The sequence below is a fragment of the Streptomyces nojiriensis genome, assembly GCF_017639205.1.
GTDB lineage: Bacteria > Actinomycetota > Actinomycetes > Streptomycetales > Streptomycetaceae > Streptomyces > Streptomyces nojiriensis.
On the sequence record NZ_CP071139.1, the window covers coordinates 7,838,572 to 7,852,793 of the forward strand.

The 14,222-nt window shown below is 69.9% G+C and carries 10 protein-coding genes and 1 pseudogene; 5 read left to right on the forward strand and 6 right to left on the reverse strand.

Annotated features, from left to right (window positions below):
* Positions 1-42: 42 nt before the first annotated feature.
* The 4 genes and pseudogenes from JYK04_RS36060 to JYK04_RS42465 form a co-directional block, all read right to left on the reverse strand.
* Positions 43-750 (reverse strand): hypothetical protein, encoded by a 708-nt coding sequence (locus JYK04_RS36060; protein WP_189747901.1) that lies wholly within the window; start codon positions 748-750, stop codon positions 43-45.
* Between the two features lie 305 nt (positions 751-1,055).
* Positions 1,056-3,311, reverse strand: a complete 2,256-nt coding sequence (locus JYK04_RS36065; protein ID WP_229876932.1) for a hypothetical protein — start codon at positions 3,309-3,311, stop codon at positions 1,056-1,058.
* Between the two features lie 31 nt (positions 3,312-3,342).
* Positions 3,343-3,711: a hypothetical protein gene (locus tag JYK04_RS36070; protein WP_229876931.1), complete on the reverse strand. Its 369-nt coding sequence runs from the start codon at positions 3,709-3,711 to the stop codon at positions 3,343-3,345.
* A 218-nt stretch (positions 3,712-3,929) separates the two neighbouring features.
* Positions 3,930-4,713, reverse strand: a pseudogene (locus JYK04_RS42465) (IS630 family transposase); the annotation flags it as partial.
* Between the two features lie 534 nt (positions 4,714-5,247).
* On the opposite strand from JYK04_RS42465, the gene JYK04_RS36085 reads away from it, so the two are divergent.
* The gene (locus tag JYK04_RS36085) at positions 5,248-6,012 is read left to right on the forward strand and encodes a thioesterase II family protein (protein WP_189747894.1); all 765 of its coding nucleotides are present in this window, start codon (positions 5,248-5,250) and stop codon (positions 6,010-6,012) included.
* 206 nt (positions 6,013-6,218) lie between these two features.
* The gene (locus JYK04_RS36090; RefSeq protein WP_229876929.1) at positions 6,219-9,122 is read left to right on the forward strand and encodes a helix-turn-helix transcriptional regulator; all 2,904 of its coding nucleotides are present in this window, start codon (positions 6,219-6,221) and stop codon (positions 9,120-9,122) included.
* 55 nt (positions 9,123-9,177) lie between these two features.
* On the opposite strand, the gene JYK04_RS36095 is transcribed toward JYK04_RS36090, so the two are convergent.
* Both JYK04_RS36095 and JYK04_RS36100 read right to left on the reverse strand, forming a co-directional pair.
* Entirely contained in the window at positions 9,178-9,810 is a 633-nt protein-coding gene (locus tag JYK04_RS36095; RefSeq protein WP_189747890.1) for a response regulator, read from the reverse strand.
* On the reverse strand, positions 9,803-11,101 hold the full coding sequence (locus JYK04_RS36100) for a sensor histidine kinase (RefSeq protein ID WP_229876928.1): 1,299 nt from the start codon (positions 11,099-11,101) through the stop codon (positions 9,803-9,805). The genes JYK04_RS36095 and JYK04_RS36100 overlap by 8 nt, the downstream gene beginning before the upstream one ends.
* Positions 11,102-11,268: 167 nt before the next feature.
* Here JYK04_RS36100 and JYK04_RS36105 point away from each other — a divergent pair, with 167 nt between their 5' ends.
* The 3 genes from JYK04_RS36105 to JYK04_RS36115 all read left to right on the forward strand — a co-directional run bounded on the left by JYK04_RS36105 (position 11,269) and on the right by JYK04_RS36115 (position 13,896).
* Positions 11,269-11,784, forward strand: a complete 516-nt coding sequence (locus JYK04_RS36105; protein ID WP_189747886.1) for a hypothetical protein — start codon at positions 11,269-11,271, stop codon at positions 11,782-11,784.
* A 64-nt stretch (positions 11,785-11,848) separates the two neighbouring features.
* Positions 11,849-12,349, forward strand: a complete 501-nt coding sequence (locus JYK04_RS36110; protein WP_189747884.1) for a PH domain-containing protein — start codon at positions 11,849-11,851, stop codon at positions 12,347-12,349.
* A complete protein-coding gene (locus tag JYK04_RS36115; RefSeq protein ID WP_189747882.1) occupies positions 12,346-13,896 on the forward strand; it encodes a PH domain-containing protein in 1,551 nt (516 codons plus the stop codon). The genes JYK04_RS36110 and JYK04_RS36115 overlap by 4 nt, the downstream gene beginning before the upstream one ends.
* The last annotated feature ends 326 nt before the right edge of the window (positions 13,897-14,222 follow it).

Here is a 14,222-nt window from a genome sequence, read left to right on the forward strand (position 1 = left end):
CTCGGTGTGCCCTGTTGCCTGTCCCCTCGGTCGGTCGAGGGGTCAGGGCTTCATCTCCCGGTGGGCCATGAGCGCACTGCGCTCTACGTCGGCAAGTAGGCCCTGCCGGATCTGCTGCTCCATGTTGCGTGCCTCTGCCCAGGTCCTGGCCATGTCGTGGCCCTGGGCACGTACCCGCTCAGGGCGTTCCTTGTCGGGGGTGTCCTTGAGCTCTTGGAGCCACGTGGCGGTGAGGTGGCCGGCCGGATCCGTCTGATGGCCGGCCGGGGTTGCCTGTTCCTTCAGCAGGCGGTCGAAGACCGTGTCGCGCCATTTCTGAGCCTGCTGTCCGTCTGGGCCCGTGGCCGCGTCGGCGATGCCGTCCAGGATGCCGAGAGCGCGGGCGTTCTTCGTCGGCTGCAACGAGAGTTCAATGCCGGACGCGTCTGCGGGGACGGCGGCGAGCAGCCCGGCCGCGGTGCGGGTTTCTGCCATTCGCAGCAGGGCGTATGCCTGGGGGTCCACCGCCACCGCGCGCAGGGTTTTCGTGAGCACGTCGTTCCAGACCGACAGACGGTAAGTACCCCCGGCTTCCCAGGGCGGCTTGTTGTCGCCCGCGTTCGCCGTGTACTCGTTGTCAAGACCGGCGAGCATCTCATGTACGTCGGGGGCGTAGTCGGCCAGGGCAGTGGCCAGGGGCACCCTCAATGCGGGGTCGAGCTCGATCTTCTGCGACTGCACCCAGCCGAGCGCGAAGACGACGTCCTTCATCGCCTGCGCCTGCGCCTGGGTGTGACGCCCCGGTTGGCTGCCCGCAGTCGCCTTTACGATCGCCTCTCCGAGCGCTGCGCAGCTGATGCCGGGGTGGACGGCCGCCCCCACCGATTTCTGTACGCTCGCGTTCTCGGCCAGGCCGTTGCAGGGTGGGGACGTCTCGCTCCCGAGGAGGAACCAGGCCGCGCATGCGCCGAGCAGGGCCAGGCATATCCCTGCCCCGGCCCACGCTTTCACTGGAACGGCTCGGCGTCCCGTGCTCCCCGTCATCGACGTCCCCACTTCGCTCTCTTGCCGCCCGATCAGTTGGTCGTATCGGTCAGGTACTTGTGTGCTGTTTCCGTACCGCGGTTGCGCCCTTCGAGGACGTCACGGCTGTAGTCCTGAATGAAGCTCTCTTGGACGTCCGGCCTGTCCTTGGCCCACTCACGGATCATGATCGGCAGTTGGTTGTTGACCTCAAGGTATTCGTCCGCGATCTGGGGGTTGACCTTGGCGTCGACCTCCCCCTTCATCCGGTTGCCCCACTCCCAGGCCCAGGTGTCGACGCCACGCTGGATCGAGTCGCCGAAGGCGAGCGAGACGCCGCCGGCCGTGGTGAAGTACATGGGGGTCACCGCGCCGCCGATGACGTGGTAGGCGAGCTTCGCCTTCCAGTCGGCCTCGCTGTAACCGGCCATCCGGCCGTCGTTGATCACGTCTTCCCGGATGGAGCTCATGACGCCCAGAGCGGTGCCCGCCTTGTTGATCGGGTTGGTGACGTCCGGTCCCTGTGCCCCCTTGGGTATCTGTTCCAGGGAGAGGTCGATGTACCGGGACTCCGCCTTGTGGAGGGTTCCGTACGCTTCCGGGTCCTCCGAGAGGCCCCGCATGAACTGCACCAGGTCCTTCTGGCTGACCGCCATATGGGTCTTGTCGCCGTCCTGGAAGTACCCCGTCCCCGCTGCGGAGATGTACTTGGAGTCCAGCCCTCCGAGGATTTCATGGGTGTCCGAGGTGTACGTGGCCAGGGCCCGGGCCAGAGGTTCGCGCATGTTCTCGTGCACGCTCTGGTCGGGTCCGAGCCCGCCGATCACATCGTGCATGATGCGCGCCTGTCCCTCGGTGTGAGGGGTCGCCGGCCAGGGGTCCTGGTTCGGGCCGAGCGGCGTGTGGCCGGTCGTCGAGGACTCCAGGAGGAGTCCCAGACCGGTGCGGGCGTCCTTGCCCTCGCTCTCGGTATCGCTGTGCGTCTCGATGTTGCCGTGCCAGACGGGAGTGTCGTCGAACTTCCAGTCGCGTTCCTTCAGCAGGTACTGGAGGTTGTCGTTCTTGTGGTCCGCTCCCGGGTCGAGGTAGGACGTGGCAGCGGCGGGGTCCTTGGACATGATGCCGAGCAGGCCGTCGAGCGGGTCGTTGGCGAACCATCCGCCGTTCTTGCCGCTGAAATCGCCCTGCAGATCCCAGATGTTCGGGTCGCCACCGCGCTTCTTGTCCTCCGCCGAGCGGATGTCGTCCGCCAGGTCGTGCATGAAAGGCGCCGAGTACCCGTCGCCGTTCTGCATGAGGGTGATCAGGCTCTGATAGCCGCGGACCTGCTGTCCGTGGCCGCGGCTGATGGTGTTCGGACCCTCGGCGGCTTCCTTGAGGTCGAACTTCTCGACGCCCGCCGTCTTCAGCTGCTCCCGGAAGTCTTTGTAGAATTTCGACTTCGGGTCCTGCATCGCGTTGGACAGTGAGTTGGCGAGACCCTTCTGCAGGTCCAGGTAGGTCTGCTTGCCCTTCTTGTCGTCCTGGTAGGCGAGGTCGGACAGCCGGTTGGTGAATGTGAGAGTGTTCTGCGCGCCCATCCCATTGAGGAAGGTCTGGTTGAACTCGGTGCTCTTGGCGTTGTCGCGGAAGGAGCGGTCCAGCTCGGCGTAGTCGGCAGCGGATACCTTGTCGCCGCTGTTGATCCGGGTGGCGATGTCCTCGGCGTTGCGGGCCTCGTAGACCTCGATGTCGCCCTGTGCGTCGGCGTTGAAGCCGTTCATGGTTCCGTCGTTGCCCTTGCCGAAGGCGTCCTTGTTGCTGTCCACGACGACCGCCTCAAGGGCGATTTTGACGCCGTGGTCGGCATCGGAGACGGCTTTCACACAGTCGTTGATGTGCTGCTGCCACTTGTTGACGGCAACGCCGATGTCCTTCTCACCGTCGGGATCGTGGTGGATGGCCTGGCGTTCGGCCGGGGTGAGTTTGGAGAAGTCGAAGGCGACATTGCCCTGTTCCGAGACGGTCATACCTGCTTTGATCGCGTCGTCGCGCGCGGACTCGACCCGCTTCCGGAGGTCGGCGAACTGAGCATGCGCATCCCGCAGTAGGCTCGCGACCGCCTTGGCCTGAATCTGGGCGGCGGAGTACTCGTACCGCGTGGCGGTGAAGCTCGTCTGGGCGACGCCGACACTGACACCGGTCCAGTTGGGCCCCATGGCGATCTTCTGGACACTGTCGCCGTAACGAGACTCGACCTTCTTCAGCTCGCCCGCCATCTCGTCCCACTTGCCGGCGGCTGTCGTCAGCAGGCTCAGGTCGGTCGTCATTACTTCGTTGTACGTCAGCATGTATCGCCCCCTATAGACCGTGCAGCTTCGACCGGGTGTTCAGCTGGCGGAATCCGTCACCCGTGGCCAAGTCGTTCTGCACGAACAGGCCCGAAGCGCCGCGTAACGATCCCTTTTCCGAGCCGAGCCGGCCCATCAGGACCTTGACCTGCCGGTCCCACGTGTCCGCCACCTTCTTCAGCCCCACGGACGCGTCCCAGCCCTCGAAGCCCTTGACGGCCGTGTTGGTGCTCTCGTCCGCGTGCTCCGTCGCCTTCTTGGTGTTCGGCTCCAGCTCCGTCTCGATGGTGTTCGCCGCAGCCTTCTTCTCCGCCGGCGTCGACGCGAAAGTCCCCGAGCCCCCCGAACCATTCGCAGCCGGAACGCCGTTGAGCCGCATCACTGCCGCCTCGGCAGCCCTTGTCCGCTCGCTGCTCCACTCGTGCGTGAAAACCCCTGACACGACCGCCCCCGTTCGACTCAAGATCATTCATCGTACGGAGAGATCAAATGACCGAATGCGACAGCGCGTGTTCTTGCCGGAAAATTGACGATTCCCTGGCGCTTCGTTGATCTCCCGCCGCGTCGTCGGCGGCGGGAACGGCAGCGGGCGCGGCTGGTCGCGGTGAGGCGGCCGCCGATGAGGTGGGGTCGGAGCTGGGTTCTGCGTAACTCGCGGCGGAGTTTGCGGTCGAGGTCGTCGGGTGTGCCGAAGGCCGTGTTGGCCGCCGCTCTGCGCACGAGTGACCAGACGGCTTCAACCGGTTCAGGTCTGGCGCGTATGCCGGGAGGCGGATGGTGGTGAGCCAGCCGTGTTTGGCCTCGTACCGTTTCGGTCCGGCGGCCAGGTGGGGGTTGAGATTGTCCCAGACCACCACGATGGGGCCGCCGAGAAGCTTTTACGGGCGCCTTTGAGTGGGAGATGGTTGAGGGGCGGTGGATGAGGCGGCTCTTCTCGCCGGGTTTGTAGCAGCAGAGGGCGGCGGCCGGGGTCCGGCGGCGGGAGCGGCCGCGGACGCGGATGACGGGGGTGTGTCCGCGCCGGCTCCAGGTGCGGGCGCGGGGCGGGGTCATGGAGAATCCGGCTTCGTCCTCGAAGACGAGCCATGCCCCGTGGGCCGCCGCGAGGCTTTCACACGCGGCCACACCTCCTTCGTCCACAGCCCGATCGCGTGCCCGTCGCGTTCGAGTGCTCTGCGGGCGGGTGCCTGCCAGGACCAGCCGTGCCGTTTCAGCAGCAGCCATACCGTCGGCGCCGACAGGCGCACTTGCAGCCGACGGCGGATCACGGTCTGGACCCGGCAAGCGTGAACCGCGCCTACGTGTCGTCGAAGCCCTGCGCTGAGGGGCCCTTGCCGAGTTCTCCCTCCAGCGCGGCGAACCGGGCACCGGTGATGGCCGGGATGTCGCGGCGTACCCTCATCCGCCGCTGTCACGCCGACACGGGCCGACCGCCCATGTGTTGGCTACTCGACGCAAGGCTCCGCCTCGCACGGGAACTCCTGGAATCGAGCGACCTGAGGGTCGAGGCGGTACCGCCCCCGCGTGTGCCGCGAGACGTTCGACTCGGCCCCGCCGGGCAAGGCTTGGGTTCCGGCCGATCGTTGTCGTCATCGCCGGTGCCGGATCGGTCCAAGGGGACCCGGAGCATGCTGATGCCGCGATGTGCCGGGGCGTCGGGGTTGCTCCAGGCTGGGACGAACGTGACCGGAGTGTTCGGCCGCCTACGCCACCGGCCGGGGACGCGCGCTGGTCGCCCACTGCCGGGCCGCCCACGTGAAACGGTCACGCTAGGGGTCCAAGGTAGGGGTACTGGCGGCATTGACGCTCTGCTAGACATGGGGACAACGGAACACGCGCGTACGGAAGTGGCGAAAGAGTTCGAGCCTTCGAACCGCATGCCGCTTCCGCACCGGAACAGGGAGTCTTCATCCCCTTGATCGACAAGCAGAATGCCGATGGCTGGATCCGCCGCTATCACGCCGCGGACGAAAGCCCGATCCGACTGGTCTGCCTGCCGCACGCCGGCGGATCCGCCTCTTTCTATTTCCCCATGTCCCAGGCGCTGGCCCCGGCGGTGGACGTCCTCTCCGTCCAGTACCCCGGACGCCAGGACCGCCGGCACGAGCCGGGGATCACCGACATCGGCGTCTACGCCGACGCCCTGACCAGCGCACTTCTTCCCTGGGCGGACCGCCCGCTGGCTCTCTTCGGCCACAGCATGGGCGCCGTCCTCGCCTTCGAGGTGACGCGCAGGCTTGAACGCGACCACGGCATCACCCCCGTCCGTGTCTTCGCCTCCGGCCGCCGTTCACCGTCGAGTTTCCGCCCCGAAACCGTGCATCTGCGCGATGACGACGGCATCGTGGCCGAAATGCGTGAACTCAGCGGAACCCAGGCCTCGATTCTCGGCAACGAAGAGATCCTGCGCATGGTGCTTCCCGCCATTCGCAGCGACTACACCGCGATCGAGAACTACCGCGCCACACCGCAGGACACGGTGAACACCCCGATCACCGTGCTGACCGGCGAGTCCGACCCCCGGACCAGCGGCGAGGAAGCGGAAGCCTGGGAAGGGCACACCCTCGGCGGATTCGACATCCACCGTTTCCCCGGAGGCCATTTCTTCCTCGCGCAGCATCAGGCGCAGATCCTGAAGATCGTTTCTGAGGAGCTCGCAGCGGCCACCCGAAAAGGCTGAGCCGCCGCCGGGACGCCGCACGACCGGCGGCCGACCCGGCAGCGAACGCACGAGAGGGGCCCGAGGCAGGGTCGAAGAGCCCTCCCCGCACCGGAGGAGCCGACCCCGCCCAGGACCCGTTCCCGCCCGAGAGGCGGGGCCCAAGGAGGCGCGACGCAGTGCAGTGCAGGGCAAGTTCAGACACCTCGGGGGAAGGGAACGCAGTGGTGGCAAGGCTCGCCGAGCGCGAGAAGCAGTGGGAGACACTGAACGACCTGCTCGCCAGCGCCCGGCGGGGCCGCGGACGCGTCGCCGTCATCAGCGGGCCCATCGCCGCCGGCAAGACGACCTTGCTGGAACACTTCACCGAACAGGCCATCGCGGACGGCGCTTTGGTCCTGGAGGCCGCCGGCTCCCGCGCGGAGCGCTACCTCCCCTTCGGTATCCTGCGCCGCATCCTCGACAGCATCGCCCCCCTGGAGCCCGGCGTCCACGCCGAGTCCACCGCCCTGCTCGACAGCCTCGGCACCACGGCGACGGACACCCAGGACCCGGCAACCGGAACCGCCGGCGGCGTCGAGGCCGGGATGCGGATCCTCCCGTACGTCTGCGCTTCGCTCCTGCGGATCGCCCGCGACCGCACCGTCATCATCGCCGTCGACGACGTCCACCACGGCGACGAACTCTCCCGTGCGTTCCTGCTGTGCCTCGCCCGAAGGGTCCGGCAGGCCGGCGTCCTCATCGTCCTCACCGAGGCCGTACGGCTGCTGCCCGCCCAGCTCGCCTTCCACGCCGAACTCCAGCGCCAGCCCAACTGCACCAGCATCCGGCTGCCCCTGCTCAGCGCGGACGGAACCGGACGCATGCTGGCCGGCCGCTTCTCCACCGCCGCCGCCCAGCGGGTCACCGCCGACTGCCAGGAGACCACCGGCGGAAACCCGTTACTCATCAAGGCACTGCTGGAGGACGGCGTCGCGGCCCTGGGCGACAGCGAGCCCTTCCAGCCGCTCGCCCCCGCCGAGACCTTCGAGCGTGCCGTGCTGGACTGCCTCCACCGGGGCGACCCCGAGATGCTGGCCGTCGCCCGCGGCATCGCCGTCCTCGGCGACGCCTGCCCGCCCCTCCTGCTCAGCCGCATCACCGACGTCCACGTCAAGACCGCCGAACTGGCCGTCCAGGACCTGGGCCGCTGCGGAATCCTGCGCGGCGACGCCTTCCGCGAGAGCGCGACCCGTGCCGCGGTGCTGGCCGCGACCCCGCCCGGGGCGCTGTCCGTGCTCCACCAGCGCGCCGCGCGACTGCTCCACCAGGAGGGGGCCGCCGCCCTCGACGTCGCCCGCCACCTGCTCGCCGCCCGCAAACAGGTGGAGGAGTGGGCGATCCCCGTCCTCCAGGAGGCCGCCGAATACGCCCTCGTCGAGGACGACCCCGAACTCGCACTGCGCTGCGGGGAACTGGCCGTCGACTCCAGCCCCGAGGGCCCCTGCCGCACCGCTCTGAAATCCCGCCTGGTCAGCATCGTCTGGCGCAGCAGCCCCGTCGCTGCCGAAGGCCACCTGCGCCAGCTGTCCCGGGAGTTCCTCGCCGGCCGGCTCACCGACCGCGACCTCCTCCACGCCGTGACCTGCCTGGCCTGGATGGGCGAGGCCCGGCAGGCGGGCGAAGCCGTCCGCCGCCTCCAGAGCGCCGCCCAGAAGGCCCTGGACGCCGGGCAGCCCTTCGCGTACGAACCGGACACCCTCGCCGCCGCGCAGAGCTGGCTGTCGCTCGCCAGCCCCCCGGTCCGCGAGGTGTTCGCGACCGCCGGGCCCGCGCACCCCTCCCGCCCCGGTGACCCGCGTACGCCCGCCACCGCCACGGCGCCGGGCGCGGCCTCCTACGACATGCCCGACGACGCCCACGTCCCGGCCGTCGAGGCCATGCGCACCGCGCTGCGCGGCGGCCAGGGCGAAGCGGCCGTCGCCGAGGCCACCCGGGTGCTCCAGCGCTACCACCTCAGCGACCGCACCCTCACGCCCCTCGTCATCGCCGCGCTGACCCTCGTCTACGCCGGCCGCCTCGACCTCGCGCTCACCTGGACCGACCGGCTCCTCGGCGAGTGCTCCGCCCGCAACACCCCGACCTGGCAGGCGGCGCTCGGCGTGGTCCGGGCCGAGGTCGCCCTGCGCCAGGGCGACCTGCCGGGCGCGGCCGCCCAGGCCCGCCAGGCCATGTCGCTTATATCCGTGCAGTGCTGGGGCGTCGGCATCGCGCTGCCGCTGGCCATCCTCATCGACGCCGAGACCCGGATGGGCAACCTCGACGAGGCGATGAGCCTGCTCGAACAGCCGGTGCCCGAGACGATGCTGGAGACCCAGTTCGGCCTCCACTACCTGCGGGCCCGCGGCCGCTGCCACCTCGCCACCGGCCGCTACCACGCCGCCCTGCGCGACTTCCTCACCTGCGGGGAACTGATGCAGGCCTGGGGCATGGACGCCGTGGAACTGGTGCCCTGGCGCCTGGACGCCGCCGAAGCGTGGCTGGCCATCGGCAACATGCCGCGTGCCCGCGAGTACGTGGAGCAGCAGCGGCAGCGCGAAGCGGGCCCGGCCGGCAGCCGGCCGCGCGGCGCCCTGCTGTACGCGCTCGCCCGTACCAGCGGCGACCTCACGTACCGTCTCAAGCGCCTCACCGAGGCCGTGGAGGCCCTGGAGCAGGGCGAGGACCGGCTCCAGCTCGCCAGGGCGATGGGGGAGCTGGGCAGCGGCTACCGCGCCGCCGGGGACTTCAACCGGGCCCGGATGCTCGTACGCAAGGCCTGGCACGTCGCCAAGTCCTGCGGGGCGCAGCCGCTGTGCCAGGAGTTCACCCCCGGGCAGGGCGACGGCGAGGCAGTCGCCGCGCCGGCCGGACGCGAGGCCGAGCCCGCCCGGGAGGCCGAGACCCTGTCCGAGTCGCTCTCGGAGGCCGAGGCCCGGGTGGCGCTGCTCGCGGCGCGCGGCCACACCAACCGGGAGATCGCCACCAAGCTGTACGTGACCGTCTCGACGGTCGAGCAGCACCTGACCCGGATCTACCGCAAGCTGAAGGTCAAGCGGCGCCGGGACCTGCCCGCCCTGCTGTGGGACCTGAGCCTGCCCGGCATCGCCTGAGGGGTGGGCCTGCCCCGGGGCAGGCCCGGGGGCGGCCCCGGGGCCGCCCCACCCCTCAGGACAGCAGGCCCCGCTCCAGGGCCGCCATCACCGCCGCCGTGCGGTCCGACACCGACAGCTTCTTGAACGACCGCAGCAGGTGCGTCTTGACCGTCGCCTCGCTGATGAACAGCCGGCGCCCGATGTCCGCGTTGGTCATGCCCTGCCTGACCAGCTGCAACACCTCGCACTCCCGCTCGGACAGCACCGGCGCCTCCACCACCCGGGCCCGGAACAGCTTCGGCGCCAGCGACGGCGTCAGCACCGTCTCACCGCGCGCCGCCGCCTTCACCGCCTGCACCAGCTCCTCGCGGGAGCTGCCCTTGAGCAGGTAGCCCGCCGCGCCCGCCTCCACCGCGCGCAGGATGTCCGCGTCGTCCTCGTACGTGGTCACGATGACCACCCTGCTGCGCGGCGACTCCCGCAGGATGTGCCCGGTCGCGGCCACCCCGTCCATCGCGCCCATCCGCAGGTCGAGCAGGACGATGTCCGGCTTCAGCCGCGCGGCCTGCAGCACCGCCTCCTCACCGGAGCCGGCCTGACCCACCACCCGGATGCCCTCGTCCAGCTCCAGCATGGCGCTCAGGCCCTCCCGGACCACCGGGTGGTCATCGGCGAGCAGCACCCCGATCGGTTCGCGCTCACTCATCGGCCGACCCCTGCTCCACCGGGGCGAGCGGCACCGTCACCTCGATGACCGTGCCCGCCCCCGGGCTGCTGCTGACCTGTGCCATTCCGCCGATCTCCTCCACCCGGGCGCGCATCCCGCGCAGCCCGAAACCGTTCCGCCCGCCGTCCGGCTCGCGCTCCGGCGCGCCGTCCGCCGGCTCCTGGTCCCGCGGCCCGTCGCCGGTCCGGAAACCCGCGCCGTCGTCACGTACCACGAGCCGCACCGCCTCCGGCGCGTACGCCACCAGGACGTCCACCCTACGGGCGTCCGTCGCGTGCTTGCGCACGTTGGCGAACGCCTCCTGCGCCGAGCGCAGCAGCACCACGCTGACCGCCATCGGCAGCGCCTGCTCCTCGCCGCGGGCCGTGCACCGCACCGCCAGCCCCGTCTCCTCCATCAGCAGGTCGGCCTGCCGGCGTACGGCCTGCACCAGCGAGCTCTCCCGCAGCGACGGCGGGGTCAGCGCGGAGACGAAACCGCGGGCCTCGGCCAGGCTGTCCTGCGCGACCCGGCCGGCCAGCCCGAGCCGGGACCGCGCCCGCTCGGGGTTGCCCACCACCTCCGACTCGGCCGCCTGCACCAGGCTGATGATGCTGGTCAGGCTCTGCGCCAGGGTGTCGTGGATCTCCCGGGCCAGCCGCTCCCGCTCGGCCGAGATGCCGGCCTGGTGCGACAGCCGGGCCTCCCGCTCCCGGCTGCGCCGCAACTCGTTGATCAGCTCACCCCGGTCGGTGCTCTGCCGCACCACCCGGGTGATCCACAGGCCGAGCAGGACCGACACACCGATGCCGAGCAGCGAGATGGGCAGCACCGACAGGATGTGCGGATCGAACTCCCCGCCCCGCAGCCACACCACCGTCACCGGCCACAGGTTGGCCAGCACGACCAGCACGATCGCGGGCGGCACCGACAGGCTCATCATGAGCATGGGGACCACCGCGAACAGCGCGAAGGAACCCGCGAGATCGAGCATGGTGGACGAGGCGAACAACAGCAGGAGCCCGGCGGAGAAGACGATGTTCCGCCGGCCCGACGTCCGGTGGACCATCAGCCTCCGGCCGAGCCCCGCGTACCAGGGCACGATCAGCGTCAGCGCACCGACGGCGAGGGCCCGGTGGGTCTGGCTTTCCACCGAGGTGAACAGCAGAATGACGGTGACGAGGTAGGAGACGGCGAAATAGCCGTCCCACAGACCGAACCAGCGGCTTCCAGAGTCGGGACCGTAGTTCGCGGCCGTCCGCGGGACCTCCGGCTGAGTTTCTATGTGCACGGAACCAGTCCTACCACGAGCTTCGCCGGTGTCCGTCGATCGGTTGACAGCCGGTCCCACCGATCGGTCGTCCCCCCGGCCGGGCCGCCCCGCTTACGTTCGAACCAGCGGAAGGAGAACCGCGACAACGGATTTCGAGGCAGTGCGGAAAGGGCGGGTTCGGTCACGTGGGGCAGTTCACGACGGCACTCATCACCTGCGGGACGATCCTGGCCGTCATCCTCGCGACCGACTCCGGAAACCGGCGCATCACCGCCGTGAGGATCGCCGGCCCCACACTGGTGGCCGTAATCGTCACCGGCGCGTGCATACACTCCTTTCCGACGGCGGGCAACGACACGTCGCTGCACCTCGCCGCCATAGGTGTAGGGGTCATCTGCGGACTCGTCGCGAGCTCCCCGCTCACCGCCCACCGGGACCCCGCGGGCGACATCCGCACCACCGGCGGGTCCGGCCAGGCGGCGGTCTGGGTCTGCCTCTCCGGAGCCCAGATCCTCTTCGCCTACGGCTGCGAGCACTGGTTCGGCGCGCGCATCGACCGCTTCACCACCGACTACCAACTCAGCGGCAGCGAGGTCCTCGTGAGCTCGCTCGCCCTGATGTCCCTGTCGATGGTGACGGCCCGGGCAGCCGTCCTCCTGTCCCGGCAGCGTGCCGTACGGACCGCGACGATCACACGATGACCCCACGATGACTCCGCGACGATCCCGCGACGATTCAAGATCCTTCAGGAACCAGGGTGAAGCAGTGCTAGACAACCAAGAACTGAGGCTCCGTCCGCCTCGCAACCGCGTCGAAAGCCGCGCCATCGGCTGGTGGACCCTCCAGTCGTCCCTCTTCGCCCTGCCGCTCCCGCTCGTGTTCGGCGTGCTCTGGCTCACCATCTCGCCGGCGCGCTTCGTCTTCGGCCCCCTCTTCCTCGCCGCACTCGTCCCCGGCCTCCTCTACATGGGCATCATGCCCATCTGGCGCTACCGGGTGCACCGCTGGGAGATGACCGACGAGGCCGTCTACGCCGCCTCGGGATGGCTCTGGCAGCGCTGGCGGGTCGTCCCCCTGTCCCGCGTCCAGACCGTCGACATGCTCCGCGGCCCGCTCCAGCAGCTGTTCAGCCTCTCCGGGATCACCGTCACCAGCGCGTCCTCCGCCGGCGCCGTGAAGATCAAGGGACTGGACCACCGGACCGCCACCGAACTCGTGGAGCAGCTGACCCGGTCCACCCAGGCCGTACCGGGAGACGCCACGTGACACCGGACACCGCGGTCCGACACCAGGACCACGCCGACCACGACGCGTGGGGACGGCTCAACCCGCGCCTGTTCCTCGTCAACCTGAGCGTGGTGGCCACACCGCTGGCCACCTTCGGCGCCACCACCGTCATCACCGGCGGCGAGATCAACCTCCAGGTCCTGATCACCTTCGCCTCGTTCCTCATCACCTGCCTCGTCATCTCCGGCATCAGCACGATGCGCCTCCTCACCACCCGGTACCGCGTCACCGACGACCGGGTGGAGCTCCACAAGGGATGGTTCTTCCGCAGCGAGCGCTCGATCCCCGTCGACCGCATCCGCAGCGTCGACCTGACCGCCAACCCCATCCACCGGATCTTCGGCCTCACCTCCCTGAAGGTCGCCACCGGTGACCAGGCCTCCTCCGGCGGCGGCCTGTCCCTGGACGGCCTCAGCGCCCGCGACGCCGAAGCGCTGCGCAGGCAGCTGAGCGAACTGCGCCACGCCCGCCAGGGCCTGGCGACCGCCGACCCCGACACCGACGCCACCCTCGCCGAACTCGACTGGGCGTGGCTGCGGTACGCGCCGCTGACCCTCTGGGGCGTCGGCGGTGTCTTCATCGCCGTCGGCAGCGTCTACCGCACGCTGCACGAGATGAAGATCGACCCCCTGGAACTCGGCATCGTCAAGGACATCGAGGACCGCTTCGGCTCCGTACCGCTCTGGTACGGAATCCTCGTGACCCTCCTCGTCATCGTCGTGATCGGCGTCGCCGGATCGACCGCCACCTTCATAGAGGGCTGGGGCGGCTACCGCCTCGACCGCCCGGAGACCGGCCTGCTCCGCGTCCGCCGCGGCCTGCTCGTCACCCGCTCCGTCAGCATCGAGGAACAGCGGCTGCGCGGCGCCGAAGTGGCCGAACCCCTGCTGCTGCGCTGGGCCGGAGGAGCCCGCCTGAAGGCCGTCGCCAGCGGCCTCGGCGACGAGGACGAGAACAGCAGCCGCAGCCGGCTCACCCCGCCCGTACCCCTGGCCCTGGCCCGCCGGATCGCCGCCGACGTCCTCGGCGAGACCGTCTCCCCGACGACGGCGGCGGAGCTCGCGCCGCACCCCCGCGCCGCCCTGCGCCGCAGGATCAACCGCGCCCTGATCTGGTCCGTCCTGCTCGCCGCGCCCTTCGTCGGCCTCGGCCTGTGGCTCACCCCGGTCCTCGTGCACACCGGCTGGATCACCGCGGTCGTCCTGTTCGCCGTCGGAGTGGCCTTCGCCTTCGACGCCTACCGCAACCTCGGCCACGCCGTCCACGGCCCCTACCTGGTCACCCGGGCGGGCACCTTCACCCGCCGCACCGTCGCCGTACAGCGGGACGGGATCATCGGCTGGTCCATCACGCGCTCGGCCTTCCAGCGCCGCGCCGGCCTGCTCACCCTGGGAGCCGCCACGGCCGTCGGCAACGGCGTCTACAAGGTCCGCGACGTACGCGTCGGCGACGGCCTCGCCTTCGCCGAGGAGACGGTGCCCGGCCTGCTCGCCCCGTTCATCGAACGGGTGCCCGCCGGCCGCTGACCCCCAAGAACCAACTGACACACCCCCGGGAGGCGGAGGGGCGGTCCTGACGACCGCCCCTCCGTCCTCGTACGCAGGGCCCGTCCCGGTACGCATGGCCCGCCCGGCCGGGCGACGCCCTGCCGGATTCAAACGACAACAGAATCCTTGCAATTGCCCGTACGTCGAGGGCATTATGATTGATCGCGCTCGCAGAATGACGACGCCATCCACAGGGCCACCGCATAGGGGCCCCTAGGGGAGCGTTAGGGGTTTCTGCGGAAGCTCTCCCGTGCCAGGGTCAACTCTGGTCTTAGGTTTCTCTGCACGGAGTGATGGAGCGCGCG

Bases quoted from the DNA above. Each gene is read 5' to 3' on its own strand.
- JYK04_RS36060 (WP_189747901.1), bottom strand. From the start codon at position 750: ATGAAGGACGTCGTCTTCGCGCTCGGCTGGGTGCAGTCGCAGAAGATC.
- JYK04_RS36065 (WP_229876932.1), bottom strand. From the start codon at position 3,311: ATGACGACCGACCTGAGCCTGCTGACGACAGCCGCCGGCAAGTGGGAC.
- JYK04_RS36070 (WP_229876931.1), bottom strand. From the start codon at position 3,711: ATGCGGCTCAACGGCGTTCCGGCTGCGAATGGTTCGGGGGGCTCGGGG.
- JYK04_RS36095 (WP_189747890.1), bottom strand. From the start codon at position 9,810: ATGAGTGAGCGCGAACCGATCGGGGTGCTGCTCGCCGATGACCACCCG.